Raw genomic sequence first — 26,654 nt, 5'->3', positions numbered from 1 at the left:
CCTACAGCTGAGTCGGCGCAGTATGGGGGCTAAATCACATGGCGAAAACACCCCCCACTCGCTGCTCGCCGGGAGAACGGGTAAGCTGGCTTTTCCCTTCCACCGGATTCCGCTCGTGACCCTGGGTAACCTTTTCGTCATGCTCCTGTTGGGCGCCGCCGCAGCCTGGTGGTGGCGCGCCCATGGCGTGCGCGAACGGGCGCTGCTGCTGGCCAAGCAGCATTGCGCCAAGCAGGGCGTGGAACTGCTCGACGAGAATGTCGCGCGCCGACGCCTGCGTCTGGCCCGCGATCATCGCGGGCAATGGCGGCTGAGCCGCGAGTTCGGTTTCGAATTCACCGTCAGTGGCGAGGAACGCTACGCCGGACGCATCGTCATGTACGGCTATCACCTCGGCGCCATCGAACTGGCGCCGCATCGCTTCGAGGCGGCCGCCGAGGCCGACAATCCGCCGGTGCACAGCGCCGAGGTGATCCGCCTCGACGAATGGCGGCAGTCCCGCCAGAAGAAGGTCGGCGACTGATGACCTAGGGCAGCACGCCCAAGGCCTTGAGAGCGGCCTTGCCCAGTTCGAGGCGCTTGCCGATGTCGGCCTCGCCGCCGGGCATGTCGATGTTCAGGGCGAAGGTGTAAAGGCGCTCGTCGCGCTTCACCCAGCCGACCCACCAGCCGAGTTCCGGCGTGCAATCGAAACACCAGCCGGTCTTGCCGTGCAGCTCCCAGTCCGGGCCGTGTTCCATCAGGGTCATGTCGCGCACGGTGGCCTGCACCTGCTCGGGAAACGGCAGTTCTCCCTGTGCCAGCCGGGCGAGGAAACGGGTCTGCTCCAGCGCGCTGATCTCCAGTGGCCCCACCAGCCAGAAGTTGTCCACAACCTGCCCGACCTCGCCATTTCCATAGTCCATGCGGGCGAGGTTGGCGCGCATACGCTGCAGGCCGATGCGCCGCGCCAGTTCCTGGTAGACCGGCACGTTGGATGCACGGATCGCCTCGCGCAGGCTCATGTCATGCTCCCAGGCCTTGAAGCGCTGGGGCTTGCCGCCATAGGGCAGGACCTCGTCGGCGGACTTCACCGCGCCTGTGGATAAACCGATCAGGCTGTGCGCCACCTTATAGGTGGAGGCAGGGACGAAGCGGGTCTGCGCGCGTGCTCGGTCGTGGCCGTCATAACCCTGCCGCTGCACGTCGTAGAGAACGAAGGTACCTTTCATCCCGGCGGCTTCGAATAGCTTGCCCACTGCCTGGCTGTCGTTCCATTCGCTGGCCTGGGCCTGTCCGAAGAGCAGGAGAAGGGCGCTGAAGAAGAGAAGGCGCATGGCTTGGTCCTGTATGGTGGGAACTTCCTGGGACCGGCGGATGAGCTCAGGATTCCCCACGGAAGAGCTGTTCATGGATTGGGCAGGAGGAAGGCGCGTACGCGGGCAGCGGCATCGGCCGGATCTTCCTGCATGAAGCAGTGGCCGCCGGTCACGGCGCGGGCGCTGACCTGCGGGTTGATCGAGCACCAGCGCGCTACCGACCTGGCGACGAAGGGATAGGTGCGGTCGCCGTACAGCACCCGGGTCGGCGTGGCGACCTTGCCCAGCGACGGCCACAGGCGCCGGGGGAAGGAACTGAAGATTTCCGCCTCGCGGCTCGGCCGGCACTTCAGTTCGACGCCGTCGTCGCTGTCCTTCAGCGCATATTCCACATAGGCCCACAGCGCTTCGTCGGTCCAACCCTTGAAGATGCCGCGGCCGCGCAGGCCGGCGTAGGCCGCGGCGCGGTCCGGCCACTGGCTGCGGCGCAGGCGCGCCTTCTTCGCCAGGCTGCCGCGCAGTTGCAGGCCGAGGGTCTCGGACAGCGCCATCACACCGATCATCGCCGGGGTGAACAGCACCGGATCGAGCAGCACGGCGCGGGTGAACAACCCGGGATGACGGGCCAGGACGAGGCTGCTGAGGACGCCGCCGAAGCTGTGCCCGCAAGCCAGCCGCGGGACATCGCCATACCGGCCGCGCCCGGCCTCGAAGGCTTCCACCGCCATTTCCGCGTTGCGGTTCCAGCCATGGAAGCGCCCGCCGTGGTCGCTTTCGCCGTGGCCCTGGATGTCGCACAGCCAGAGATCGAAATCTTCCATCAGCAGACGCAGCATCGGCTCGTAGGTGCGGCCACAGAAACCGTTGCCGTGGAGGAAATGCAGCAGCGGCTTGCCGCTCGGTTCGCTGCGCCAGCCGCACAGGGTGAAGCCGGCCGAACAGGGATGGGACCAGGGGGATAGCGACATGGGCGGACTCCTCGTACGGCGCGCAGTGTAACCGGGCGTCGTGCTATCGTCGCCGCTTGCCGCTGCCGTTTCGATCCGCCGATGTCCGTGTCCCGTCCGTTGCGCCTGTTCCTGCTGTTGCTGCCGCTGCTCGGCGGCCTGCTGCTGTCCATCGAATGGGCCGGCCGGCAGGCCCGCCAGCAGGCGTTGCGCGCCGAGGGCGAGCAGGTGCGCAAGCAACTGGACCTCTACGCCGGTTCGTTGCAGACCCTGATCGAGCGCTTCCGCAGCCTGCCGGCGGTGCTGGCGCTGGATCCCGACCTGCGCGCGGCGCTGGCCGGGCCGATCGACGGCGAGTTGCAGCAGCGCCTGAACCTCAAGCTGGAAAGCATCAACCAGGCCGCCCGCTCCTCGACCCTGGAACTGCTCGACCGCACCGGACTGGCGGTGGCGGCGAGCAACTGGAACCTGCCGACCAGCTATGTCGGTCACAACTACGGTTTCCGCCCGTATTTCCGCCAGACCATCGCCCAGGGCTCGGGGCGTTTCTACGCGGTCGGCGTGATCAGCGGGATACCTGGCTACTTCCTGTCGCACGCGGTGCGCGCCGGGGACGGTACCTTTCTCGGCGCGATCGTGGTCAAGCTGGAATTCCCCGACCTGGAACGACAGTGGAACCAGACTCCCGATCTGGTTCTGGCCAGCGACGCCAAGGGCATCGTGTTCCTCGCCAACCACCAGGGCTGGCGCTATCGCGAACTGGAGCCGCTGGATACCGTCGACCGCTTCGAACTGGCGGAGACCCGGCAATACGACCGCCAGCCGCTGACCCCCCTGCGCCACCAGACCCTGCGCAGCTATGGCGAAGACAGTCGGTTGGCGCGGGTGGAAAGCGTCGATGGCGAGAAAGACTATCTCTGGCAATCGCTCGACCTGCCCAACGACGGCTGGACCCTGCATCTGCTGCGCGATACCGCGAGCATCCAGGACGATGTCGCCACCGCGCGTCTGGCCGCCGCCGGCACCTGGCTGGCGCTGGTGTTCCTTGGCCTGTTCCTGCAGCAGCGCTGGCGCATCGCCCGGCTGCGCCAGCGCAGCCGGGAGGAGTTGGAGCGCCTGGTCGAGCAGCGTACCGCCGATTTGCGCACCGCCCAGGACGGTCTGGTGCAGGCGGCCAAGCTGGCGGCACTGGGACAGATGTCGGCGGCCCTGGCCCATGAGATCAACCAGCCGCTCACTGCCCAGCGCATGCAACTGGCCAGCCTGCGCCTGCTGCTCGACGCCGGTCGCCACGACGAAGCACGCCAGGCCTTGCTGCGCATCGACGAGATGCTCGAGCGCATGGCCGCGCTCACCGGCCACCTGAAGACCTTCGCCCGCAAGAGTGCCGGCGGCTTGCGCGAGCGTATCGAGCTGGGCCACGTGGTGGAACAGGCGCAACACCTGCTGCTGCCACGGATTCGCGCCGAGCGGGTGGAGATCGAGCAGGCGCTGGTCTGGCCAGCCTGGGTGATGGGCGATGCGATCCGCCTGGAACAGGTATTGGTCAACCTGCTGCGCAACGCCCTGGATGCCGTGGCCGGCCAGGAGCGGCCATGGATCCGCCTGGCCGTGCAGCGGGTCGGCGGCGACTGGGTGCTGAGCGTGGCCGACAACGGTGGCGGGATTCCCGCCGAGGACCTGGGCAGTGTGTTCGATCCGTTCTTCACCACCAAACCGGTGGGAGAAGGACTCGGCCTCGGCCTGGCGGTATCCTATGGGATCGTCCACGAACTCGGCGGCCGCCTGCAGGCCGCCAACGGCGAGGCGGGAGCGGTGTTCAGCCTGATCCTGCCGGCGGCTTCCGATGACACGAGCGTAACGACATGAGTGACCAGGTGATCTTCGTCGACGACGAAGCGACGATCCGCGAGGCGGTGCGGCAATGGCTGGAGCTGTCCGGCTTCGAGGTGCGCCTGTGCCTGCGTGCCGAGGAATGCCTGGCGGGGATGGACCGGTCTTTCGCTGGGGTGGTCGTCAGCGACGTGCGCATGCCCGGCTTGGATGGCCTGCAATTGCTCGCTCGCCTGCAGGCGGTCGATCGCGATCTGCCGGTGATCATGGTCACCGGTCACGGCGACGTGCCGATGGCGGTGGAAGCCATGCGCCAGGGCGCCTATGACTTCATCGAGAAGCCCTTCACCCCGGAGCGCCTGCTCGGCAGCCTGCGACGGGCGTTGGAGAAGCGCCGCCTGGTGCTGGAGAACCGGCGTCTGAAGGAGCAGGCCAGCCTCAAGGACCAAGTCGACGCGCGCCTGCTCGGCGTCTCCAGGCCGATGGAGGCCTTGCGGCGCCAGGTACTGGCCCTGGCGCCGACGCCGGTGAACGTGCTGATCCGCGGCGAGACCGGCAGCGGCAAGGAACTGGTCGCCCGCTGCCTGCACGACTTCGGCCCGCGCGCCGACAAGCCGTTCGTGGCGCTGAACTGCGCGGCTATTCCCGAACAACTCTTCGAAAGCGAGCTGTTCGGCCATGAAAGCGGCGCCTTCACCGGCGCCCAGGGCAAGCGCATCGGCAAGCTCGAGCACGCCCACGGCGGCACGCTGTTCCTCGACGAGATCGAAAGCATGCCGTTGGCGCAGCAGGTCAAGCTGCTGCGGGTGCTGCAGGAGCAGCAGCTGGAGCGGCTCGGTTCGAACCAGAGCATTCATGTCGACCTGCGGGTGATCGCCGCGACCAAGCCCGACCTGCTGGCCGAGGCTCGCGCCGGGCGCTTCCGCGAAGACCTGGTGTACCGGCTGAACGTCGCCGAGCTGCGCCTGCCGCCGATCCGCGAGCGGCGCGAGGACATCCCGCTGCTCTTCGAACACTTCGCCTGCGTCGCCAGCCAGCGCCTCGGCCGTGAACCGCAGCCCGCCGCGCCGGCTGCGCTGGCGCGGCTGATGGCCCATGACTGGCCGGGCAATGTACGTGAACTGGCCAACGCCGCCGAACGCCATGTGCTCGGCCTGGAGCGCGAGGAGCCGGACGAGGCGGGCAGCCTCTCCAGCGGACTGGCCGAGCGCATGGAGGCCTTCGAGGCCGAATGCCTGCGCCAGGCGCTCGGCCAGTGCCGTGGCGACATCAAGGCGGTGATGGAGCTGTTGCAACTGCCGCGCCGAACCCTCAACGAAAAGATGTCGCGGCATGGCCTCAGTCGTGCTGATTTCGTTGGTGAGGATTCGGCCTGACACCGTTTCGGTACATCGTCATATGCAGTGTCCAGAACGTGGTGAAAGATTTTTCAAAAGACTTTGTTTCAAAATTGATTTTTAAATATAAATAAGAAATTTCCTAAACTTAAAATATAAATTTCATATTTTATATTTGAAGGTTCCTAAATTTTTATTGATAGCAACTTATTGTTTTTCAAGGACTATCATTCGCATCCCCGTCCCTGGATATAACTGACTACTTCAGTATGCCTTTTGCCAACGGAATGCAGGACGGGTTTGATGCGCCTTGAAAAAGGCATGGTTATTCCAGATCCATAGGAACCTGCAATGTTTTCCATGAATATGAACGTTCCATTCGTGAAAGAACGGAGCGAGGGTATTGTTCGCTCTTCGAAAAACAGGAATTCGCGTTATCTGCTGCTGTCTTTTTCCCTTACGGCGCTTTCATCCATGTCCGGTGTCGCTTTCGCCGATGAGACCGGGTATACGACCAATGACGAACTGCGGTCCGTCGAGAGCAGCCTGAACAATCGCCTCGATCGCGCTTCCACGACGCTCGACAACAAGATCTCCCAAGTCGCCAGCGATGTCGCCAGGGTTGACAGCAAGGTCGACGCCAGCGAAAGACGCCTGCAGGAAAATATCGATGGCAACAAGGCGGACATCGAGCAGAAGGTGGTCGATAGCGAGACACGCCTGCAGAAGAACATCGACGACAACGTGAACCAGTTGAACGGCCGCATCGATACGGTCAGCGATCGCGCCAGCGATCTCGAGAACGGCAGAAGCGGGATGGTCCAGGTGAATACACCCGCCCGCGGACCGGTCCCCGGTCCCAAGGCGAGCGGCGCCAATTCGATGGCGGCGGGCTCCGCGGCCGAGGCTTCTGGCAACGACAGCACCGCGCTGGGCAACAATGCGAAGGCGACGGCGAACAACAGCATCGCCCTCGGCGACAGCTCGGTCGCCGATCGCGCGAACTCGCTGTCGGTCGGTAGCCGTGGGCATGAGCGGCAGATCACCAACGTCGCCGACGCCACGCAGGGCACCGACGCGGTGAACCTGAGGCAGATGAACGAAGGCCTGCGGGTGACCGAGGAGAATGCCCGGCACTACACCGACCAGCGCTTCAACCGCCTGCACAAGAAGATCGAGGACCTCGACGACGACCTGAGCGCGGGTATCGCCGGCGCCATGGCGATGGCCGCGCTGCCACCGCCCTACCAGGCCGGCGGTACCTCCACCGGGATTGGCGCGGCCACCTATCGGGGCCAGTCCGCGCTGGCCTTCGGCCTGTCGTCGATCAGCAAGGACGGCAAGTGGAGCACCCGGCTCAGCGGCAACATGAATACCGCTGGCGATGCTGGCGCCGCGGTGGGCGTGGGTTACAACTGGTAAGGCGGCTGGCTTGCCGGCCGCCGGGCCGGGGGAGGGCGTGGATGTCGCGCGGCCTGCCCCGGCTTCCTTCAGAGATCCTTCGCCAGTTCCACCGACGCCTGCCGTCCTCCGCGCTGCAATAGCGCCAGATAGACCAGCCCCACGGCGATCCAGGCCAGGCCGAGCAACTGCGCATCGAGGCTCATGCTGTACAGCACGTAGGCGATGATCGCCAGGCCCACCAGCGGGAACAGCAGGTGGCGTAGCCAGCGGCCGGAGCGCTGGCGGCGGAAGTAATGGTTGATCACGCTCAGGTGCAGCAGGCAGAAGCCGGTGAGGGCGCCGAAGTTCACCAGCGAAGTGAGTACGTCCGGCGCGTCGAGGAAGGCCCAGCCGATCGCCAGCGACAGCACCGCCACCAGGTACAGGCTGACGTGCGGCGTCTGGTAGCGTGGATGGACCCTGGCCAGTGCCCGCGGCAGCTTGCCATCGCGGGCCATCGAATAGAGCAGGCGCGACACCGCCGCCTGCGAGGTGATCGACACGGTGACACCCCAGGCCAGCGCGGTGGCCACCGCGGTCAGCATCGACAGCCACTGGCCACCGGCCGCTTCGGCGATCTCGTAGAAGGCGGTGTCCGCCGACCTGAAGGTCATCCCGGCGGCCAGGTCGGTGGCCAGCCAGGTCTGTGAGATGAAGATGCCGCCCATGACGAACAGTGCGACCAGCGCGGCGCGGCCGATCTGCCGCGCGGGATCGCCCTTGACCTCCTCGGCGAGGGTGGAGATGGCGTCGAAGCCGAGGAACGACAGCACGGCGATCGAGGCAGCCTTCATCACCAGGCCGAGGTCGAAGGCCTCCGGGCGATACAGCGGTTCGAGGGTCAGCCGGCCGTTGCCCAGGCCGCCTTCCAGCGCCTGGTAGCCGACCACCAGGAAGATCGCCAGGACCACCAGCTCGCCGACCAGGAACAACAGGTTGGCGCGTGCGGCGAAGGTGATGCCGCGCAGGTTGACCAGGGTCGCCGAGACCAGGAACAGGAGCATCCAGGCCAGCTTGGGAATCGCCGGGAACAGGTGGTTCAGCGCCAGCGCGCTGAACACGTAGAGCAGCGGTGGGATCAGCAGGTAGTCGAGCAGCAGCACCCAGCCGGCGAGGAAACCGACATGGGGATGGATGCCGCGCTGCGCGTAGGAATACACCGAGCCGGCAATGGGAAACGCCTTGGCCATGGCCCCGTAGCTGAGGGCGGTGAAGAGCATCGCCAGCATGCCCACCAGGTAGGCCATCGGCACCATGCCGTGGGCGTCGGTGTGGACCCAGCCGTAGACCCCGAACGGGGCGATGGGGATCATGAAGATCATCCCGTAGATGATCAGGTCGCTCAGGGACAGGCTGCGGCGCAGCTGTTGCCGGTATCCGAACTGTTCGATGGCCATGACGGGCTCCTCGGGAAAAGGCAGCGTATTGTCGTTATCGGCGCCGCGTTGGGGGCGGGCCTCTTTCTCGTTATGGGCGACCGGTCGCGCCGGTCATCGCCTCAGAGCCAGGGATGCAGCCGCTCGGCCCAGGTGCGTACCGCTTCCGGCGTACGCAGTCCATCGTTGCGGATTTCCAGCAGAACCGCCTCCAGGCCGCGCGCATCGCCGTGCACGGGGACGGTGGTGTCCTCCGCCGGGTCTATGGCGTATGGCTGGTTGCCGGCGACCTCCAGGCCCTGCCGGCGCAGGCCGTCGAGGATGCGTTCGGCATAGGCGCCGGCGTTTCGATAAAGCACCCCGGCAACCAGCGGGCGGGGTCTGCCGTGGTAGACCGGGGTAAAGCTGTGCACGCCGACCACGCGGGTCGGCAGGCCGGCGGCCTGGCGCTGGTCGAGCAGTTGCGCCAGGCGATCGTGGAACGGATGGAACAGGCAGTCCTGCCGATAGCGGCGGACCGCCTCGGATAGTGCGTGGTTGCCGGGGACCGGATAGATCTCGCTGTGTGGCGGGATGCTGTCGGGGGCCTCCAGCGGCCGGTTCAGGTCGATCAGCAGGCGCGAGTAGCCGGCCGTCAGCAAGGGGGCGTCGAGGTGCCGGGACAGCTGTTCGGCCAGCGCCAGGGCGCCGATGTCCCAGGCGATGTGCTCTTGCGCGGCGGCCTCGTCCAGGCCCAGGCGCTGCAACTCCAGTGGGATGTGCCGGCTGGCGTGCTCGCAGACCAGCACCACCGGGCTGCGGCCCTCGGGATTGAGCAGGCGGAAGGGCGGCAATTGGTAGATGCCGAGTTCGGGGTTGTCAGTAGAGCTCGGCATAGTGGCGGCACAGGTCGTCGTCGGAAAGGCCCGCCGTCAGCGCCAGTTCGTGGCGCTTCATGGCGATGTAGGTGTCCAGCAGCGGCTTCGGCAGCTCGGCGCACAGCGCCTCGTCGCGCTGCAGGCGTTCGAGGGCTTCGCCGAGAGTCGCAGGCAGGGCCTGGATGCCACGCTCGCGGCGCTCCTCCTCGCTGAGGCCGTGCGGGTCGACGTCGGCCACGGCGCGCAGCGGCAGGCGTTGCTCGATACCCAGGCGGCCGGCGATGAGTACCGCGGCCATCGCCAGGTGCGGACAGGCGCTGGCGTCCATCGGCCGGAATTCGAGGTTGTACTGCTTGCCCAGCGGCTTGCCGCCGACGCTGACCACCGGGCAGATACGCAGCGCCGCCTCGCGGTTGCGCAGGCCCAGGCAGGCATAGGCGGCGCTCCAGTGGTGGGGTTTCAGGCGCAGGTAGGAAGCGGCGGTCGGCGCGGTCAGCGCGCACAGTGCCGGCAGGTGCGCGAGCACCCCGGCGGCCCAGTGCTCGCCGAGCTCGGAAAGGTCGTTGGGGCGGCCGGGTTCGTACAGCAGCGGGCTGCCGTCGGTGTGCTGCAGGCTCAGGTGCAGGTGCACGCCGTTGGTCACCGCGCCGGGCGCCGGCAGCGGCGCGAAGCAGGTGCGCAGGCCCATCTGCCGGGCCACCTCGCGGGTCACCTCGCGGACGTTCACCGCACGGTCGGCTGCCGCCACGCTCTGGGTCGGGCGGCAGGTCACCTCGTACTGGCGCTGGCCGTATTCGGGCAGGAACATCTCCGGTTCGGTGCCGGCTTGGGCCAGAGCGCTCACCAGCCAGCCGGGGAATTGCCCGGCGGCGCGCTGCGCCTGCAGGGAGAAGGCCGCCGCCGGGCGTTCGCCAGGAAGCCCGAGCAGGCTGAACTCGTGTTCGAACGCGGCGGTAATCTGCAGGCCGCAGTCACGGTAGCGCTCCACTTCGGCCCGCAGCAGGCTGCGCGGGCAGGCCGGCCACGGCGTGCCGTCGGTCTCCACCAGGTTGCCGTGCAGGTAGTCGAGGGCCGGCGCCAGGGGGTCGGGGCCCTGCTCGACGCGCACCCGGCTGTTCGGATCGGGCAGCAGACGCAGGTCGCCGTGGCTGCCCCAGGGGCTGCTTTCGTCGATCAGGTCCTGCGGGGTCAGCGAGCTGTTCGCCGGCACCCAGCCGCAGCCGCTGGCCAACTGCTCCTCCAGGGTTGCCAGGGGCAGCGAGCGGCCACGGGTGATGCCGGCCAGGTCGGTGGTGACGAAGCTGACCAGACGTACCGGCTGCAGGCGGTTCACGGATTGCTCCGGCCGAGAGCGGCGATACGTTGCAGGACGGTCTCGGTGTCGCTGATCCAGCAGTAGCCCTTGATCGCTTCCAGGCAGGCCTGGTGGCGCTCGGGAGTGTGGGTGGCGCAGGCATCCTCGACCAGGGTCACCAGGTAGCCGCGGTCGGCGGCGTCGCGCACGGCCATGTCCACGCACTGGTCGGTGACCACCCCGCAGACGATCAGGTGGCGGGTGCCGAGGTTGCGCAGCACGTAGTCGATGGCGGTGGAATTGAACACTCCGGAAGAAGTCTTCGGCAGCACGATCTCGTTGGCGCTCGGCTCCAGGGCGTCGATGACGCGGGCATCCGGGCTGCCCTTGGGCAGGTGCATTTCTGACAGCTTGTGGTCCAGCGAGCGATCGCGACCATCGGCGGTGAGACTCTCGATGATGGTGTGCAGGACGTTCTCGTCCACCGCGCGCATCGCCCGCAGCAGGCGCTGCTGGTTGGGGATCACCTGGTTGTGCACGCGCTCGTAGAAGTAGCTGGCCGCCTGCGGGTCGACATGTGGATCGCGCCCCGGCTCGACCCAGGCGCGCTGCATGTCGACGAACAGGATGGCGGTCTGCCGGCGGCCGAACGGCAGGTCGCGGGGCGAATGGTGGGGCAGGCTGAACATCGGGTCATTCCTCCAGGAGATGGCTGCTGAACGCGTCGCGGAGCTGGTCGATGCCCTCCAGGCGTTCGTCGAGCGGCGCGCCCATGCGCGCCACCAGGGTCGCTACCAGCGCCTCGACCTGGGCCATGGCCGGCACCAGCGAGTCGAAGGGCGAGGCGGATTCCACCGGCGAACTGACGATCAGGTCGGCGTGTTCGCGCAGCGGCGAGGCGTAGATGTCGGTGAACAGCACCAGCCGCGCGCCACGGGCCTTGGCGGCCTGGGCGACGTGTTGGGCCTGGCTCTGGTAGCGGCGGTAGTCGAACAGCACCAGCAGGTCCTGGCGGCCGAGGTCGTAGAGCTGGTCGGGAAGCAGGGCGCCGTCGTCGAGCAACCGGCAGTGCGGGCGCAGCAGGCGCAGGTGGGTCACCAGGTAGCCGGCGAGGAAGCGGCTGAAGCGGCCGCCGTGGCAATGCACGCGCAGGCGGCTGTCGAGCAGCCAGTCGGCGAGGCGCTGGATGTCGTCGGGGCGGGTCAGGCCGAGGGTCTGCTGCAGGCTCTGGCCGGCCTGGTCGAGGTAGCGCGCCCAGGTGTCGTCGCGGCCCATCCGCTCGCGGCGTTCGGCGAGCAGGGTGCGCGGCGAGCGCAGGCGATCGTCGACATCGGCCAGCAGGGCTTCCTGGAAGTCGCCGTAGCCGGCGAAACCGAGCTTCTTCACCAGGCGCATGATGGTCGGGTCGCTGACCCCGGCGTGCCGGGCCAGGCGCGTCATCGGCCCGAGACCGAGGCGCGGGTAGTCGTCGAGCAAGGCGCGCACCACCTTGCGCTCGGCGGGCGTCAGTTCGGTGGGCGGGGAAGCCAGGCGTTGTTTTAGTTCTTGCATGGGGCGTCCTCGAAGGAGGATCGATTTTGTAGTGAATTTTTCATTTTGTTCAATATGTGAAGGAATGTTTTTTTCACTACATCCACGTGAAGACTCCAGGTGCAGGGGAGCGGAAACGAAAAAGCCCGGTCGAAGACCGGGCTTTTCCCAGGGCGGTTACGCGGCGTGGCTCAGAAGGCCGGCACCACCGCACCTTTGTACTTCTCCTGGATGAATTGCTTCACCTCGGCGCTGTGCAGGGCCTTGGCCAGCTTCTGCATGGCGGCGCTGTCCTTGTTGTCCGGGCGCGCCACCAGGATGTTCACGTAGGGCGAATCGCTGCCCTCGATGGCCAGTGCGTCCTTGGTCGGGTTCAGCTTGGCTTCCAGGGCGTAGTTGGTGTTGATCAGCGCCAGGTCGACCTGGGTCAGCACGCGCGGCAGGGTCGCGGCTTCCAGTTCGCGGATCTTGATGCTCTTCGGATTGTCGACGATGTCCTTCGGCGTGGCGGTGATGCTCTTGTTGTCCTTGAGCTTGATCACCCCGGCCTTGTCCAGCAGGAGCAGGGCGCGGCCGCCGTTGGTGGCGTCGTTGGGGATCACCACGGTGGCGCCGGAAGGCAGTTCGTCGAGTTTCTTGTACTTGCTCGAGTAGGCGCCCAGCGGCTCGATGTGCACGCCGGTGACGGCGACCAGGTCGGTGCCCTTGGCCTTGTTGAATTCGTCGAGGTACGGCTGGTGCTGGAAGAAGTTGGCGTCCAGGCGCTTTTCCGAGACCTGCACGTTCGGCTGCACGTAGTCGGTGAATTCCTTGATCTTCAGTTCCACCCCTTCCTTGGCCAGCAGGGGCTTGACCACGTCGAGGATCTCCGCGTGCGGCACCGGGGTCGCGGCGACGGTGAGGGTCTCGGCGGCCTGGGCGGTGCCGAGGCCGAGCGCCGCGACAGCGGAGAAAGCAGCAAGCAGTTTTTTCATCTTCAACTCCTTTCGAGGTGTTCCTGGCGGCTGTGGATAACCGCGGCGCTCAGGGTTTTGGGCTTGGCCGGCAAGCTTACTTGCGCGAGAAGTGCACCACCAGCTTGTCGCCCACGGTTTGCAGGATCTGGACGAGGATCAGCAGCATCACCACGGTGACCACCATCACATCGGTCTGGAAGCGCTGGTAGCCGAAGCGGATCGCCAGGTCGCCCAGCCCACCGGCGCCGACCACGCCGGCCATCGCCGTGTACGAGACCAGGGTGATAGCGGTGACGGTGATGGCGGCGATGATGCCCGGCCGGGCTTCCGGCAGCAGGGCGTTCCAGATGATCTGCCGGGTGCTGGCGCCCATCGCCTGGGTTGCCTCGATGATGCCCTTGTCGACCTCGCGCAGGGCGGTTTCCACCAGGCGCGCGAAGAACGGCGTGGCGCCTACCACCAGCGGCGGAATGGCTCCGGCGACGCCCAGCGAGGTGCCGGTGATCAGTACGGTCAGCGGGATCATCACGATCAGCAGGATGATGAACGGCAACGAACGGAGGATGTTCACCACCAGCGAGAGCAGGGTGTAGACCGCCTTCTGCTCGAACATCTGCCGCGGCCCGGTAAGAAACAGCAGGACGCCGAGGGGCAGGCCGAGGACCACCGTGAACAGCAGCGAACCGCCGAGCATCCAGAAGGTGTCGACGCTGGCCAGCCAGATTTCGTACCAGTCGATGTTGGCGAAGCTCATGGTTTCGAAGAAGTCCATCAGCGCAGTACCTCCACATGTACGTCAGCGGCGTTCAACTGGCTCATGGCGGCTTCCAGGTCACCGCCGACCAGGGCCAGGGTCAGCTGGCCGTAGGGCGTGTCCTTGATCCGGTCGATGCGTCCGGAAAGGATGCTGTAGTCGACCCCGGTCTGCCGCGCCACGGTGCCCAGCAGCGGGGCGTAGGTGGCTTCGCCGCGGAAGGTCAGGCGCAGGATCAGGCCCGGCACGTGGGCGAAGTCGTCGTGGCGCTCGTCTTCGTCGACCCGTTCGGCCTCGAAGACGAAGCGGCGGGTGGTCGGGTGCTGCGGGTGGAGGAAGACATCGGCGACAGCGCCCTGCTCGACGATGCTGCCGCCGTCCATGACCGCGACCTGGTCGCAGACGCGGCGGATCACGTCCATCTCGTGGGTGATGAGGACGATGGTCAGCTTCAGTTCGCGGTTGATTTCCGCCAGCAGTTGCAGGACCGAGGCGGTGGTCTGCGGATCGAGGGCGCTGGTGGCCTCGTCGCAGAGCAGGATGCTCGGCCGGCAGGCCAGGGCGCGGGCGATGCCGACGCGCTGCTTCTGCCCGCCGGATAGCTGTGCCGGGTACTTGCGCGCGTGGTCGGACAGGCCGACCCGCGCGAGCAGCTCCGCGACCCGTGCGTCGATCTCGGCGCGGCTGTGGCCGCCGGCCAGGCGCAGGGGCATCGCGATATTGTCGGCGACGGTCTTCGACGACAGCAGGTTGAAGTGCTGGAAGATCATCCCGACGCGCTGGCGGAAACGGCGCAGGCCTTCGGCGTCGAGGGCGGTGACGTCCTCGCCTTCGACCAGGATGCGCCCGCCGCTGGGTTCCTCGAGGCGGTTGATCAGGCGCAGCAGGGTGCTCTTGCCGGCGCCGGAATGGCCGATCAGGCCGAAAATCTGCCCGGCCTGGATGTTCAGGCGGGTCGGTTGCAGGGCGGGGATTTCCCGGCCGGCGACGCGATAGGTCTTGTGGACGTCGTGGAATTCGATCACTGGGCGAACCTTGTGGGTGCGGCGATGCGGTTACGGCTGGAGCACGGGCTTGGCAGGAAGCGGAGGTGGTCAGCTAAACCGAGCATTCTACCCTGCTTTCTTATGCGTTATTAATATTTGTTGGTGATGAAAAAACATAGAAAAGGAATAAGCATCTAGACCGCCGCTGCCCGCCGGGACGGGTCTGGCGGCCTTCAGGCCTGCGGCGTGAGGATCAGCCGGGTCGGCTTGTCGGCTTGCACGACATGGCTGAGCTGCAGGTCGAAATCGGGCGCGAGTTTTTCACCCGCACCAGCAACTGGTCGGAAATCAGCGGGTAATCGCTGTCGCGGCGCACTTCGATATGTACCTTGCAACGATAGGCGACGACATCCGCAGCCACCGCATCGAGCACCCCGCCGAGGCCGGCCTGGCCGGTGCCGTCGAGCATCGGCAGCGGCACCGCGCTGCTCGCCGCGTGCGGGTCGATCAGGCGTGGCGTGCCGGGGAGCGGCTTCAGCTCGCCGGCGGGCGGCGCCTGGATGATCTGCTGCATCTGCTGCCGGGCCGCCTCCTGCATGCGCCGGGCTTGTTCGGCACGGGCTGGGTCGACCTTGGCGCGGTTGATCGCGCCGTCCAGCCCGGCGGTCAGTGCCGGGGCCTTGGGCATCAGCCCGCGGGCGTGGCCGAGGGCGCTGGTGGCGGTGTTCAGGTCGCCCTGGCGCAGGGCGGTCTCGCCGCGTTGCATGTAGGCCTCGGCCAACTGGCGGCGGAACGCTTCGACGCGCTCGTCGCCTGCGGCGGCGCTGCGCAGGGCCAGCCATTGTTGCTCAGCCTGTTCGAGCCTGCCGGCGGCCAGGGTCCGTTGCAGTTCGGCGTAGGGATCGGCGGGCTGCGCCTGGGACGCGACCTGCGGCGCCGGTTGCGACGACGCGTTGCCCTGGCAGGCGCTGATCAGCAGCGCCGCGGCCAGGACCGATAGCAGGCGAAACAGGGGCGACATCATTCCTGCGGATTCTCGTTTGGTCAAAAAATGGCCAGATTCTACACCGTGCGGCGGGGCAGGACAAAACTCAGCAGGAACAGGCCGGCGGCGCTGACCACGATCGAGGGCCCGGCAGGGGTGTCCTTGAACCAGGACAGGGCCAGCCCGGCGCACACCGCGACCAGCCCCAGCAGGCTAGCGCCGATCGCCATCTGCTCGGGACTGCGGGCGTGACGCTGGGCGGCGGCGGCGGGGATGATCAGCAGCGAGGTGATCAGCAGCACGCCGACGATCTTCATCGCCACGGCGATGACGATGGCGATCAGCAGCATCAGCGCCAGGCGGATCGCGCCGACCGGCAGGCCTTCCACCTTCGCCAGTTCCTCGTGCACGGTGATCGCCAGCAGCGGCCGCCAGAGGAAGCAGATCAGCGCCAGGACCAGCGCGCTGCCGGCGATTATCCACAGCAGGTCGGTGGCGCTCACCGCCAGCAGGTCGCCGAACAGGTAGGCCATCAGGTCGACCCGCACTTCCTTCATGAAGCTCAGGGTCACCAGGCCCAGCGACAGGGTGCTGTGGGCGAGGATGCCCAGCAGGGTGTCGGCGGCCAGCGGCTGGCGCTGCTGCAGGGTCACCAGGAGCACGGCGAGCAGCACGCAGCCGACGGTTACCGCCAGGGTCGGGCTGACGTCGAGGAGAAAGCCCAGGGCCACGCCGAGCAGGGCGGCGTGGGACAGGGTGTCGCCGAAATAGGCCATCCGCCGCCAGACCACGAAGGAGCCCAGGGGGCCGGCCACCAGGGCCAAGGCGAGGCCGGCGAGGAGGGCGTTGAGCAGGAAGTCAGCCATGGTTGCAATCGGGGCCGTGCTTGTGGACAGGAGTGAAACGGGTGCCTGGAGGCAAGGCGCCGGGGCCGGCCCTGACCACCTCGCCGTGGAGGTCGTGGGCGTGGTCGTGATGGTGGTGGTAGATCGCCAGGCTGCGCGCGTCCTGGCCGAACAGCTCGACGAAGGCCGGGTCGCCGCTGACCTGCTCGGGGTGCCCGGAGCAGCATACATGGCGGTTCAGGCAGACCACCTGGTCGGTGGCGCTCATCACCAGGTGCAGGTCGTGGGAGACCATCAGCACGCCGCAGCCGTAGCGGTCGCGCAGTTTGCCGATGAGCCGGTAGAGTTCGGCCTGCCCGGCGACGTCGACGCCTTGCACCGGCTCGTCGAGCACCAGCAGCTCGGGCTTGCGCAGCAGGGCGCGGGCCAGCAGCACGCGTTGCAACTCGCCGCCGGAAATGCTCTGCAACGGGCGCTCCAGCACGTGCGCTGCGCCGACCTCGCGCAACGCCGCCAGCGCCTGCTCGCGCCTCACCCCGGGCACCAGGCGCAGGAAGCGCAGCACGCTGAGCGGCAGGGTGGCGTCGACGTGGAGTTTCTGCGGCATGTAGCCGATGGTCAGCCTCGGCCGTCGCCAGACCTCGCCGACGTGCGGCTTGAGCAGGCCGAGCACGCTGCGTACCAGGGTGGTCTTGCCGGCGCCGTTGGGGCCGATCAGGGTGACGATCTGCCCGGGCTCGATGGCCAGGTCGACATCGCTCAGCACCGCCTGGCCATTGAAGGACACGCCGACCCGGGCCAGCCGCACCAGTGCCTTGTCCATCAGGCGTCCTTCCGGTCCCGGCAGGTGCCGCAGAGGCCGACCACCTCGACGGTCTGGCTTTCCACGGCGAAGCCGACGCTGGTGGCGCCGGCGACGATGGCCTGGCTGATGTCCGGTTGCTCCAGCTCGATGGCGGTGTGGCAGGCACGGCAGATCAGGAACTGGCCCTGGTGGCTGTGCTCCGGGTTGTTGCAGCCGACGAAGGCGTTGAGCGAGGCGATGCGGTGCACCAGGCCGTTCTCCTGGAGGAAATCCAGGGCCCGGTAGACGGTCGGCGGCGCGGCGCGACGACCATCGGTTTCGCTGAGCACCGCAAGGATGTCATAGGCCCCCAGCGGCTTGTGGCTCTGCCAGACCAGCTCCAGCACGCGCCGGCGCAATTCGGTCAGGCGCACGCCCAGGCGCGCGCACAGCGCATCGGCCTCGGCCAGCGCGGTGCTGACGCACTGGCTGTGGTCATGGGGCTGGCAGGCCAGCGGGGTCTTGGGCGCAATCTTGTACATGGGCTGCGACGCTCGAGGGTAGAGACGTTATTATATTACCCGCTTACCACCCTTTCATGTGAGTGCCGCCGTGTCCCTGCGCCCCCTTGCCCTGCTGTCCGCCTGCTTCGCCCTGTTCCTGCTGGCTTCGCCGGCGCGCGCCGAGGTCAGCGTGCTGACCAGCATCAAACCGCTGCAACTGGTCGCCGCGGCCATCCAGGACGGCGTCGGCCAGCCCGACGTGCTGCTGCCGCCGGGCGCCTCGCCGCACCAGTACGCCCTGCGTCCTTCCGACGTACGGCGCCTGCGCGAGACGCAACTGTTCTACTGGGTCGGCCCGGACCTGGAGAACTTCCTGCCCAAGGTGCTCGCCGGTCGCCAGGGCGGCAGCGTGGCGGTGCAGGACCTGCCGGGGATGCACCTGCGCAAGTTCGTCAATTTCGAGGAAGAGGAGCACGCCGGGCACGACGAGCACGATCATGACCATCGCCCCGGCATGCTCGACGCCCATCTCTGGCTGTTGCCGGCCAACGCCCGGACCATCGCCGCGCGGATGGCCGAGGACCTGGCCCAGGTCGACCCGGCCAACGCCGGGCGCTACCGGGCCAACCTGAAGGCCTTCGAGGAGCGCCTCGGCGGGCTTGACGAGAAACTCCGCGAACGCCTGGGCAAGCTCGCCGGCAAGCCGTTCTTCGTCTTCCACGAGGCCTTCGACTATTTCGAGGAAGCCTATGGCCTGCGCCATACCGGGGTGTTCGCGGTATCCGCGGAAGTGCAGCCGGGCGCCCGCCATGTCGCCGCCATGCGCGCCCAGCTGAAGGCCGCCGGTCCGGCCTGCGTGTTCAGCGAGCCGCCGCTGCGCCCGCGCCTGGCCGATACCCTCAGCGAGGGCCTGCCGGTGCGCCTGGCCGAGCTGGACGACCTGGGCGTGAACGTGGCGGTGGATGCCAACGGCTACGAGAATCTCCTGAACAACCTGGCAGGCGAATTTGCCGGCTGTCTGGAAAAGCTCTGAAAACCCGTGACTGATGGCCGCGCCCTCTTGCGCGCGGCGTCCCGATGACTAAGGTTGTCTGTTGGTGCCTGACACAAGATATTGATTCCTGTCAGGTGTGGACAACTAGATGTTGCGTACGGTGGCCGGCTTCGGACACCCCAACAACCATCGGGAGGTTAATCAGCGGATGGCCAAGACAGACGCACGCAGTCCCCGCACCGAACGCGGGACCATCGCCCTGCAGGACGCGTCGCAGGATATCTGGGACAAGAAGTACCGTCTCAAGAGCAAGGACGGCACGCCGGTGGATGCCAGCGTCGACGGTACCTGGCAACGCGTCGCCCGGGCCCTCGCCGATGTCGAGGACAAGGCCTCCCGCGAACACTGGTACGGGCGCTTCCTCTGGGCCCTGCGCAACGGCGCCATTCCGGCCGGGCGAATCATCTCCAACGCCGGCGCGCTGGGGCACAAGCCGGCCACCTCGACCATCAACTGCACGGTCTCCGGGACTATCCAGGACTCCATGGACGACATCCTGGAGAAAGTCCACGAGGCCGGCCTGACGCTCAAGGCCGGCTGCGGCATCGGCTATGAGTTCAGCACCCTGCGCCCGCGCGGCGCCTACGTTTCCGGTGCCGGCGCATACACCAGCGGACCGCTGTCGTTCATGGACATCTACGACAAGATGTGCTTCACCGTCAGCTCCGCCGGCGGCCGCCGCGGGGCGCAGATGGGCACCTTCGACGTCAGCCACCCGGACGTCCGCGAATTCATCCGCGCCAAGCGCGAGGACGGGCGCTTGCGCCAGTTCAACCTGAGCCTGCTGATCACCGACCAGTTCATGCAGGCGGTGGAGCAGGACGCCGACTGGCCGCTGGTGTTCCCGGTGCACGTGAAGGAGCGCGACGAGATCGATCTCGACGACCCCAACGCGGTGGTCTGGCGCGAATGGCCGACCCAGGACAACTACGTCCAGCGCGCCGACGGACTGGTCGCCTGCAAGGTCTACGGCCAGGTCCGCGCCCGCCACCTGTGGGACATGATCATGGTCTCCACCTACGACTACGCCGAGCCCGGCTTCATCCTCATTGACCGGGTCAACGAGCTGAACAACAACTGGTGGTGCGAGGCGATCCGCGCCACCAACCCCTGTGGCGAGCAGCCGCTGCCGCCCTACGGCTCGTGCCTGCTCGGCTCGGTGAATCTCACCTGCTTCGTCGAGCAGCCGTTCGGCGACGAGGCGCGCTTCGACTGGGACCGTTTCCGCGAAGTGGTGCGGGTGTTCACCCGGATGCTCGACAACGTGGTGGAAATCAACGGCCTGCCGCTGCAACAGCAACGCCAGGAAATCCTTGGCAAGCGCCGGCATGGCATGGGTTTCCTCGGACTGGGCTCGACCCTGACCCTGCTCAAGCTGCGCTACGGCAGCCCCGAGGCCTGCGTGTTCACCGAGGAAGTGGCGCGGGAAATGGCCCTGGTGGGCTGGGAAGTGGCCCTGGAACTGGCCAGGGAGAAGGGCCCGGCGCCGATCCTGGCGCAGGACTACGAAGTCACCGCGGAAATGCTTCGCAAGCGTCCGGAAATGGCCGCCGACGGCTACAAGGTCGGCGACCGTATCCGTGGCAGCGTGCTTCACGCCAAGTATTCGCGCTACATGCAGCGGGTCGCCGAACATGCTCCGGAACTGATCGAGGCGTTGGCGGAAACCGGCGCGCGCTTCACCCACCACAGCTCCATCGCGCCGACCGGGACCATCAGCCTGAGCCTGGCCAACAACGCCTCCAACGGTATCGAGCCGAGTTTCGCCCACCACTATTCGCGCAACCTGATCCGCGAAGGCCGCAAGACCAAGGAGAAGGTCGAGGTCTACAGCTACGAGCTGCTGGCCTACCGGACCCTGGTCAACGCCCAGGCCCTGCCGGACAGCGACGACCCGGCGCGACGCCTGCCGGACTACTTCATCACCGCCGACAGTGTCACCCCGGCGCAGCACGTGGACATCCAGGCGGCGGCGCAGAAGTGGGTCGATTCGTCGATCTCCAAGACCGCCAACGTGCCCACCGACTACCCGTTCGAGGACTTCAAGGACATCTACCGCTACGCCTGGCACCAGGGACTCAAGGGCTGCACCACCTTCCGTTTCAATCCCGAGGCGTTCCAGGGCGTGCTGGTCAAGGAGTCCGACCTGGAGAAGACCCGCTACCGCTTCGAGCTGGAGGACGGCAGCGTGGTGGAGTTCAAGGGCAACGAGCAGGTCGAGTACGACGGCGAGATCCACACCGCCGCCAACCTCTTCGACGCCTTGAAAGAAGGCTATTACGGCAAGTACTGAGGCCGGGGGAATCGATATGTCAGCAGTCAAGATCACGCAGAAGATCAAGGGCTTCAAGGTCGTCAACGAAGCCGAGGAACAAGCCCTGGCCGCCGCTGCCGAAGCCGCGTCGGTGGTGCAGATGGACGAGACCCTGGAGCGCCCGGACACCCTGATCGGCGCCACCTACAAGATCAAGTCGCCGCTGTTCGAGCACGCGCTCTACGTGACCATCAACGACATGGTCCTCAATGCCGGCACGGCGCACGAGCAGCGGCGCCCCTTCGAGATCTTCATCAACTCGAAGAACATGGATCATTTCCAGTGGATCGTGGCACTTACCCGCATCATGTCTGCGGTTTTCCGCAAGGGGGGTGATTGCACCTTCCTCGTCGAGGAGCTCAAGGCGGTATTCGACCCGCGCGGCGGCTACCTGAAGAAGGGGGGCATCTACATGCCTTCCATCGTCGCCGAGATCGGCGGCGTGCTGGAGCGCCACCTGACCGCCATCGGCCTGTTGCGCGGCCCCGAGCTGGACGAGGAACAGCGCCTGTTCCTCGCGGAAAAGCGCGCCGCCTACGAGGCCGCCCAGGGCACCAGCAAGGTCGAGCCGGGCGAAGGCTTCCCCGCCGGCGCGCAACTGTGCGGCAAGTGCAACACCATGGCGGTGGTACAAATGGACGGCTGCGCCACCTGCCTCAACTGCGGCCACTCGAAATGTGGGTGAGCACTTGAAAAACGCATGCGTTTTTCAATGCGAACGACCGGCCAGGATGGCCGGGCCGGGGGTGGGCTGAACGACGAAGCCTCGACAGGATGTCGGCTCGGCCTCACCCCAAGACGCCGAACCGCATGCGTTTTTCAATGCGAACGACCGGCCAGGATGGCCGGGCCGGGGGCGGGCTGGACGACGAAGCCTCGACAGGATGTCGGCTCGGCCTCACCCAAGACGCCAAACCGCATGCGTTTTGAAGGGCGAACGACCGGCCAGGATGGCCGGGCCGGGGGTTGGCTGAACGACGAAGCCTCGACAGGATGTCGGCTCGGCCTCACCCCAAGACGCCGAACCGCATGCGTTTTGAAAGGCGAACGACCGGCCAGGATGGCCGGGCCGGGGGTGGGCTGGACGACGAAGCCTCGACAGGATGTCGGCTCGGCCTCACCCCAAGACGCCGAACCGCATGCGTTTTGAAAGGCGAACGACCGGCCAGGATGGCCGGGCCGGGGGTGGGCTGGACGACGAAGCTTCGACAGGATGTCAGCTCGGCCTCACCCAAGACGCCAAATCGCATGCGTTTTGAAAGGCGAACGACCGGCCAGGATGGCCGGGCCGGGGGTTGGCTGAACGACGAAGCCTCGACAGGATGTCAACTCGGTCTCACCCAGGACGCTGAAGGGCATGCGTTTCGAAAGGCGGGCGAGGGAGTGCAGCACGCTCCCCCGCTGCCGTCCTACAACGCAAACGGCAAATGAATCTCCACCTTCTGCCGTTGTGCCAGACGCATCTGGAATTCCGTCGGATCATGGATCAGCACGTCCTGCCCGGCGAACGCCTCGGCAGCGATCAGCCGCGACAGCCAGAAACGCACGCAGGCGACCCGCAGCAGGGTCGGCCAGTGCTCGGCTTCCAGCGCGGTGAACGGCCGGCGGTTGGCGTAGGCGGCGAGCAGGGCGCGGGCGCGGGCCGGGTCCAGGCTGCCGTCGGCGGTGGAGCACCAGTCGTTGAGAGCGATCGCCAGGTCGTAGAGCATCCAGCCGGAGCAGGCGTTGTAGAAGTCGATCAGGCCGGTCAGGTGCGGGCCGTCGAACAGCACGTTGTCGCGGAACAGGTCGGCGTGCAGGTTGGCGCGCGGCAGCGCCGGACGTTCGGCATGCAGCGCGGCGATTTCCGCCAGGGCCGGGGCGAGCAGGGCCTGGGCGGGTTCCGCCAGGCGCGGGGCGAGGCTTGCGCCTTGCTCCAGCATCCAGGCCAGGCCGCGATCGCTGGGGCGCTCGATGATGCGTTCGCGGGTGGCGGCGTGCAGGTGGCCGAGCAGGTCGCCGACCTCCTGACAGTGATGGGCGTTCGGCTGCCGTTCGTGGCGGCCGGCCAGGCGCGGCTGCAGCAGCGCCGGCTTGCCTTCGAGGCGGCGCAGGGCCTCGCCGTCGCGGGTGCGCAGGGCGTAGGGTACCGGTAGGCCGTCCTCGTGGAGCACGTCGAGCAGTTCGATGAAGAACGGCAGGTCCTGCACCGGGCCGCGCTCGACCAGGGTCAGGACGAACTCGCCGCGCTCCAGGCTGACGAAGAAATTGCTGTTCTCGGAACCCTCGGCGATGCCGCGGAAGTCCCGCAGGCGGCCCAGCTCGTAGGGAGCGAGGAAGGCTTCCAAGGTCGGACGTTCGAGTGGGGTGAACACCGACATGTCAGCGCGGCCTCGCCAGGTTGGAAGTGCACATCACCAGCTGAAGATCTCCCATTGTGGAATCAGCTTGTCCGGCTGGTCGGAGCGGATGAAGTTGCCATCGCTGCCGTCGGCGCGGACCAGGAAATAGGGTTTGCCATGCTTGGGAACCACCTTGATGGCGTAGAGGAAACCATTCACGCGGTATTCCTGGATGGTCTTGTCGCCCTCCTGGCGGATGGTTACGTCGGGCTCGCCGGAGGGCGCGTCGTCGTCCGCCGCCAGCGCGACGAGCGGGGCGAGCGCCAGCAGTCCGGCGAGCATCAAGCGGTTCAGCGTACGCATGGTAACCTTGCTCCTTTATCGAATCGTCCAGGGTTCATTCTACACGCCCTGGTCTCCGGAAAAGGTTGATTCCCCTCATGAGCCAAGCGCCCCTCGTCCTGGTGGACGGTTCCTCGTACCTGTACCGCGCCTTCCATGCCCTGCCGCCGCTGACCACCTCGACCGGCAAGCCCACCGGCGCGGTGAAGGGCGTGCTGAACATGCTCCTGAGCCTGCGCAAGCAGTATCCGGACAGCCCGTTCGCGGTGGTCTTCGACGCCAAGGGCCCGACCTTCCGCGACGAACTGTTCGCCGAGTACAAGGCCAACCGGCCATCGATGCCCGACGACCTGCGGGTCCAGGTCGAGCCGCTGCATGCCAGCGTCCGCGCCCTCGGCCTGCCGCTGCTGTGCGTGGAAGGGGTCGAGGCCGACGACGTGATCGGCACCCTGGCGCGCAGCAGTGCCGCGGCCGACCGCCCGGTGGTGATCTCCACCGGCGACAAGGACATGGCGCAACTGGTCGACGGGCACATTACGCTGGTCAACACCATGACCGGTAGCCGCCTCGACGTGGATGGCGTGAAAGAGAAATTCGGCGTCGGTCCCGAGCTGATCATCGACTTCCTCGCCCTGATGGGCGACAAGGTCGATAACATTCCCGGCGTCCCCGGGGTCGGCGAAAAGACCGCGCTGGGCCTGCTGACCGGCGTCGGCGGCGGGCTGGAGGTGCTCTACGCGAGCCTGGACAAGGTACCCGAACTGCCGATCCGCGGCGCCAAGGGCCTGCCGGCGAAACTGGAGGAGAACCGCGAGCAGGCGTTCCTTTCCTACCAGTTGGCGACCATCAAGACCGATGTCGAACTCGACGTGCAGCTCGACCAGCTGTATCCCGGCGAACCGCAGCGCGAAGCGCTGATCGCCCTGTACCGCGAGCTGGAATTCAAGAACTGGCTCGATGACCTGCTGCGCGAGGCCAAGGAGGCCGGCGAGAGCGGTGAGGCGGAGACGCCGATCCAGGCCGAGGTCGACTACGACGTGGTGCTCGACCAGGCCGGTTTCGACGCCTGGCTGAAGAAGCTCGAGCAGGCCGAGCTGATCGCCTTCGATACCGAGACCACCAGCATCGACGCCCAGCAGGCGCAGGTGGTCGGCGTATCCTTCGCGGTGAAGGAGGGCGAGGCCGCCTACGTGCCGCTGGCCCACAGCTACATGGGTGTTCCCGACCAGCTGGAGCGTGACGCGGTGCTGCGCGCGTTGAAACCGCTGCTGGAGGATCCGCAGAAGCTCAAGGTCGGCCAGCACGCCAAGTACGACATCAATGTCCTGGCCAATGCCAGCACGCCCATCGCGATGCAGGGCGTGGCCTACGACACCATGCTCGAGTCCTATGTGCTGGACTCCACCGCCACCCGCCACGACATGGACAGCCTGGCCCTGAAGTACCTCGGCCACAGCACCATCCGTTTCGAGGACATCGCCGGCAAGGGCGCCAAGCAACTGACCTTCGACCAGATCGCCATCGAACAGGCCGGGCCCTACGCCGCGGAGGACGCCGACGTCACCCTGCGCCTGCACCAGGCCCTGTGGCAGAAGCTGGAAGCCATTCCTTCCCTGGCCCGGGTCCTGACCGATATCGAGATGCCGCTGGTGCCGGTGCTGGCGCGGATCGAGCGCAACGGCGCGCTGGTCGACGCCAACCTGCTGGGCATCCAGAGCCGCGAGCTGGGCGAGAAGATGGTCGCCCTGGAGCGCCAGGCCTATGACCTGGCCGGGCAGGAGTTCAACCTCGGCTCGCCCAAGCAGCTTGGCGCGATCCTCTACGACAAGCTCGGCCTGCCGGTGCTGAGCAAGACCGCTACCGGCCAGCCGTCCACCGCCGAGGCGGTGCTCGCCGAACTGGCCGAGCAGGACTTCGAGCTGCCCAAGGTGATCATGCAGTACCGCTCCATGAGCAAGCTCAAGAGTACCTACACCGACCGCCTGCCGGAGCAGATCAACCCGCGCACCGGGCGCATCCATACCTCCTACCATCAGGCGGTGGCGGCTACCGGGCGGTTGTCGTCGAGCGATCCGAACCTGCAGAACATCCCGATCCGCACCGCCGAGGGCCGGCGCATCCGCCAGGCGTTCATCGCGCCGCAGGGCTACAAGCTGCTGGCGGCCGACTACTCGCAGATCGAACTGCGGATCATGGCCCACCTGGCCAAGGACGAAGGCCTGCTGGACGCCTTCCGCCACGATCTGGACGTACACCGCGCCACCGCGGCGGAAGTCTTCGGCGTGCCGCTGGAAGACGTCAGCGGCGACCAGCGACGCAGCGCCAAGGCGATCAACTTCGGGCTGATCTACGGCATGAGCGCCTTCGGCCTGGCCAAGCAGATCGGCGTCGAGCGCAAGGAAGCCCAGGCCTACATCGATCGCTACTTCGCCCGCTACCCCGGGGTGCTGGCGTACATGGAGCGGACCCGCGCGCAGGCCGCCGAGCAGGGCTTCGTCGAGACCCTGTTCGGCCGCCGCCTGTACCTGCCGGAAATCCATTCGAAGAACGGCGCCATGCGCAAGGCCGCGGAGCGGACGGCGATCAACGCGCCGATGCAGGGCACTGCGGCGGACATCATGAAGCGCGCCATGGTCGCTGTGGATAACTGGCTGCGGGAAAGCGGCCTGGATGCCCGGGTAATCCTCCAGGTGCACGACGAACTGGTGCTGGAGGTACGCGAGGACCTGGTCGAGCAGGTGCGCGAGGGGATTCGCCCGCTGATGAGCGGGGCGGCGTCCCTGGACGTACCGCTGGTGGTCGAGGCGGGCATCGGTTCGAACTGGGACGAAGCCCACTGATGAACGGTTGCGGGGCCCGTATGGCGGGCCTTGCGAGCAGGTCCGGAGTGCCTGG

The 26,654-nt window shown here is 66.9% G+C and carries 23 protein-coding genes and 1 pseudogene; 8 read left to right on the top strand and 16 right to left on the bottom strand.

Translation table 11 applies throughout. From position 1 onward, the window contains the following. The first annotated feature begins 22 nt into the window (after positions 1-22). The gene (locus PSPA7_RS30130; protein ID WP_023443396.1) at positions 23-523 is read left to right on the top strand and encodes a DUF3301 domain-containing protein; all 501 of its coding nucleotides are present in this window, start codon (positions 23-25) and stop codon (positions 521-523) included. 4 nt (positions 524-527) lie between these two features. On the opposite strand, the gene blaOXA is transcribed toward PSPA7_RS30130, so the two are convergent. After that, the gene (blaOXA, locus tag PSPA7_RS30125; RefSeq protein ID WP_012078073.1) at positions 528-1,316 is read right to left on the bottom strand and encodes an OXA-50-var family class D beta-lactamase; all 789 of its coding nucleotides are present in this window, start codon (positions 1,314-1,316) and stop codon (positions 528-530) included. A 71-nt stretch (positions 1,317-1,387) separates the two neighbouring features. Further along, on the bottom strand, positions 1,388-2,266 hold the full coding sequence (locus PSPA7_RS30120; RefSeq protein ID WP_012078072.1) for an alpha/beta fold hydrolase: 879 nt from the start codon (positions 2,264-2,266) through the stop codon (positions 1,388-1,390). 81 nt (positions 2,267-2,347) lie between these two features. On the opposite strand from PSPA7_RS30120, the gene mifS reads away from it, so the two are divergent. The 3 genes from mifS (at position 2,348) to PSPA7_RS30105 (ending at position 6,837) form a co-directional block, all read left to right on the top strand. Further along, on the top strand, positions 2,348-4,114 hold the full coding sequence (mifS, locus tag PSPA7_RS30115) for a two-component system sensor histidine kinase MifS (protein WP_033997680.1): 1,767 nt from the start codon (positions 2,348-2,350) through the stop codon (positions 4,112-4,114). Next, entirely contained in the window at positions 4,111-5,454 is a 1,344-nt protein-coding gene (mifR, locus tag PSPA7_RS30110) for a two-component system response regulator MifR (RefSeq protein WP_003155426.1), read from the top strand. Before mifS ends, mifR begins: the two co-directional genes overlap by 4 nt. 312 nt (positions 5,455-5,766) lie before the next feature. After that, entirely contained in the window at positions 5,767-6,837 is a 1,071-nt protein-coding gene (locus PSPA7_RS30105) for a YadA family autotransporter adhesin (protein ID WP_012078070.1), read from the top strand. A gap of 68 nt (positions 6,838-6,905) precedes the next feature. Here PSPA7_RS30105 and PSPA7_RS30100 read toward each other — a convergent pair whose 3' ends face one another. The 12 genes and pseudogenes from PSPA7_RS30100 to zur all read right to left on the bottom strand — a co-directional run bounded on the left by PSPA7_RS30100 (position 6,906) and on the right by zur (position 17,767). Then, on the bottom strand, positions 6,906-8,255 hold the full coding sequence (locus PSPA7_RS30100; protein ID WP_012078069.1) for an APC family permease: 1,350 nt from the start codon (positions 8,253-8,255) through the stop codon (positions 6,906-6,908). Positions 8,256-8,356: 101 nt separating this feature from the next. After that, positions 8,357-9,025: an N-formylglutamate amidohydrolase gene (locus tag PSPA7_RS30095; protein WP_079262260.1), complete on the bottom strand. Its 669-nt coding sequence runs from the start codon at positions 9,023-9,025 to the stop codon at positions 8,357-8,359. 67 nt (positions 9,026-9,092) lie between these two features. Next, a complete protein-coding gene (locus tag PSPA7_RS30090; protein WP_012078067.1) occupies positions 9,093-10,424 on the bottom strand; it encodes a glutamine synthetase family protein in 1,332 nt (443 codons plus the stop codon). Beyond that, entirely contained in the window at positions 10,421-11,074 is a 654-nt protein-coding gene (locus tag PSPA7_RS30085; protein ID WP_003155422.1) for a cysteine hydrolase family protein, read from the bottom strand. The genes PSPA7_RS30090 and PSPA7_RS30085 overlap by 4 nt, the downstream gene beginning before the upstream one ends. A gap of 4 nt (positions 11,075-11,078) precedes the next feature. After that, positions 11,079-11,936: a transcriptional repressor QapR gene (qapR, locus tag PSPA7_RS30080; RefSeq protein ID WP_012078066.1), complete on the bottom strand. Its 858-nt coding sequence runs from the start codon at positions 11,934-11,936 to the stop codon at positions 11,079-11,081. Between the two features lie 170 nt (positions 11,937-12,106). Beyond that, positions 12,107-12,889, bottom strand: a complete 783-nt coding sequence (locus PSPA7_RS30075) for a MetQ/NlpA family ABC transporter substrate-binding protein (protein WP_003155419.1) — start codon at positions 12,887-12,889, stop codon at positions 12,107-12,109. A gap of 76 nt (positions 12,890-12,965) precedes the next feature. Continuing rightward, positions 12,966-13,643 (bottom strand): methionine ABC transporter permease, encoded by a 678-nt coding sequence (locus PSPA7_RS30070; protein WP_003097004.1) that lies wholly within the window; start codon positions 13,641-13,643, stop codon positions 12,966-12,968. Continuing rightward, entirely contained in the window at positions 13,643-14,650 is a 1,008-nt protein-coding gene (locus PSPA7_RS30065; RefSeq protein WP_012078065.1) for a methionine ABC transporter ATP-binding protein, read from the bottom strand. Before PSPA7_RS30065 ends, PSPA7_RS30070 begins: the two co-directional genes overlap by 1 nt. A gap of 194 nt (positions 14,651-14,844) precedes the next feature. Next, a pseudogene (locus PSPA7_RS30060) lies at positions 14,845-15,632 on the bottom strand (PA5502 family lipoprotein). A gap of 41 nt (positions 15,633-15,673) precedes the next feature. After that, complete coding sequence (znuB, locus tag PSPA7_RS30055) at positions 15,674-16,462, bottom strand: zinc ABC transporter permease subunit ZnuB (protein ID WP_003155417.1); 789 nt, start codon at positions 16,460-16,462, stop codon at positions 15,674-15,676. Then, positions 16,455-17,264, bottom strand: a complete 810-nt coding sequence (znuC, locus tag PSPA7_RS30050; RefSeq protein WP_012078063.1) for a zinc ABC transporter ATP-binding protein ZnuC — start codon at positions 17,262-17,264, stop codon at positions 16,455-16,457. Before znuC ends, znuB begins: the two co-directional genes overlap by 8 nt. Further along, on the bottom strand, positions 17,264-17,767 hold the full coding sequence (gene zur, locus PSPA7_RS30045; RefSeq protein WP_012078062.1) for a zinc uptake transcriptional repressor Zur: 504 nt from the start codon (positions 17,765-17,767) through the stop codon (positions 17,264-17,266). The genes znuC and zur overlap by 1 nt, the downstream gene beginning before the upstream one ends. Positions 17,768-17,837: 70 nt before the next feature. Between zur and PSPA7_RS30040 the strand changes: the two genes are divergently transcribed. From PSPA7_RS30040 to PSPA7_RS30030, 3 genes are all read left to right on the top strand, one after another. Beyond that, entirely contained in the window at positions 17,838-18,761 is a 924-nt protein-coding gene (locus tag PSPA7_RS30040) for a zinc ABC transporter substrate-binding protein ZnuA (protein WP_012078061.1), read from the top strand. Between the two features lie 109 nt (positions 18,762-18,870). Continuing rightward, a complete protein-coding gene (locus tag PSPA7_RS30035; protein ID WP_079262219.1) occupies positions 18,871-21,075 on the top strand; it encodes an adenosylcobalamin-dependent ribonucleoside-diphosphate reductase in 2,205 nt (734 codons plus the stop codon). A 16-nt stretch (positions 21,076-21,091) separates the two neighbouring features. Then, positions 21,092-21,781: a TSCPD domain-containing protein gene (locus PSPA7_RS30030; protein WP_012078059.1), complete on the top strand. Its 690-nt coding sequence runs from the start codon at positions 21,092-21,094 to the stop codon at positions 21,779-21,781. Positions 21,782-22,505: 724 nt separating this feature from the next. Here PSPA7_RS30030 and PSPA7_RS30025 read toward each other — a convergent pair. Together PSPA7_RS30025 and PSPA7_RS30020 are read right to left on the bottom strand one after the other, a co-directional pair. Beyond that, a complete protein-coding gene (locus PSPA7_RS30025; protein ID WP_012078058.1) occupies positions 22,506-23,456 on the bottom strand; it encodes a homoserine kinase in 951 nt (316 codons plus the stop codon). Positions 23,457-23,489: 33 nt separating this feature from the next. Further along, positions 23,490-23,780 (bottom strand): DUF2782 domain-containing protein, encoded by a 291-nt coding sequence (locus PSPA7_RS30020; protein WP_003155462.1) that lies wholly within the window; start codon positions 23,778-23,780, stop codon positions 23,490-23,492. Between the two features lie 77 nt (positions 23,781-23,857). Between PSPA7_RS30020 and polA the strand changes: the two genes are divergently transcribed. Beyond that, complete coding sequence (polA, locus tag PSPA7_RS30015) at positions 23,858-26,599, top strand: DNA polymerase I (RefSeq protein WP_034000256.1); 2,742 nt, start codon at positions 23,858-23,860, stop codon at positions 26,597-26,599. The last annotated feature ends 55 nt before the right edge of the window (positions 26,600-26,654 follow it).

This window comes from Pseudomonas paraeruginosa PA7 (genome assembly GCF_000017205.1).
In the GTDB taxonomy this organism is placed as follows: Bacteria; Pseudomonadota; Gammaproteobacteria; order Pseudomonadales; family Pseudomonadaceae; genus Pseudomonas; species Pseudomonas paraeruginosa.
This window is presented reverse-complemented; position numbering and strand designations above follow the sequence as displayed.

Coding starts and splice junctions, on each gene's coding strand:
- PSPA7_RS30130 (WP_023443396.1), top strand. CDS start 23: ATGGGGGCTAAATCACATGGCGAAAACACCCCCCACTCGCTGCTCGCC.
- blaOXA (WP_012078073.1), bottom strand. CDS start 1,316: ATGCGCCTTCTCTTCTTCAGCGCCCTTCTCCTGCTCTTCGGACAGGCC.
- PSPA7_RS30120 (WP_012078072.1), bottom strand. CDS start 2,266: ATGTCGCTATCCCCCTGGTCCCATCCCTGTTCGGCCGGCTTCACCCTG.
- mifS (WP_033997680.1), top strand. CDS start 2,348: ATGTCCGTGTCCCGTCCGTTGCGCCTGTTCCTGCTGTTGCTGCCGCTG.
- mifR (WP_003155426.1), top strand. CDS start 4,111: ATGAGTGACCAGGTGATCTTCGTCGACGACGAAGCGACGATCCGCGAG.
- PSPA7_RS30105 (WP_012078070.1), top strand. CDS start 5,767: ATGTTTTCCATGAATATGAACGTTCCATTCGTGAAAGAACGGAGCGAG.
- PSPA7_RS30100 (WP_012078069.1), bottom strand. CDS start 8,255: ATGGCCATCGAACAGTTCGGATACCGGCAACAGCTGCGCCGCAGCCTG.
- PSPA7_RS30085 (WP_003155422.1), bottom strand. CDS start 11,074: ATGTTCAGCCTGCCCCACCATTCGCCCCGCGACCTGCCGTTCGGCCGC.
- qapR (WP_012078066.1), bottom strand. CDS start 11,936: ATGCAAGAACTAAAACAACGCCTGGCTTCCCCGCCCACCGAACTGACG.
- PSPA7_RS30075 (WP_003155419.1), bottom strand. CDS start 12,889: ATGAAAAAACTGCTTGCTGCTTTCTCCGCTGTCGCGGCGCTCGGCCTC.
- PSPA7_RS30070 (WP_003097004.1), bottom strand. CDS start 13,643: ATGGACTTCTTCGAAACCATGAGCTTCGCCAACATCGACTGGTACGAA.
- znuB (WP_003155417.1), bottom strand. CDS start 16,462: ATGGCTGACTTCCTGCTCAACGCCCTCCTCGCCGGCCTCGCCTTGGCC.
- znuC (WP_012078063.1), bottom strand. CDS start 17,264: ATGGACAAGGCACTGGTGCGGCTGGCCCGGGTCGGCGTGTCCTTCAAT.
- zur (WP_012078062.1), bottom strand. CDS start 17,767: ATGTACAAGATTGCGCCCAAGACCCCGCTGGCCTGCCAGCCCCATGAC.
- PSPA7_RS30035 (WP_079262219.1), top strand. CDS start 18,871: ATGTTGCGTACGGTGGCCGGCTTCGGACACCCCAACAACCATCGGGAG.
- PSPA7_RS30030 (WP_012078059.1), top strand. CDS start 21,092: ATGTCAGCAGTCAAGATCACGCAGAAGATCAAGGGCTTCAAGGTCGTC.
- PSPA7_RS30025 (WP_012078058.1), bottom strand. CDS start 23,456: ATGTCGGTGTTCACCCCACTCGAACGTCCGACCTTGGAAGCCTTCCTC.
- PSPA7_RS30020 (WP_003155462.1), bottom strand. CDS start 23,780: ATGCGTACGCTGAACCGCTTGATGCTCGCCGGACTGCTGGCGCTCGCC.
- polA (WP_034000256.1), top strand. CDS start 23,858: ATGAGCCAAGCGCCCCTCGTCCTGGTGGACGGTTCCTCGTACCTGTAC.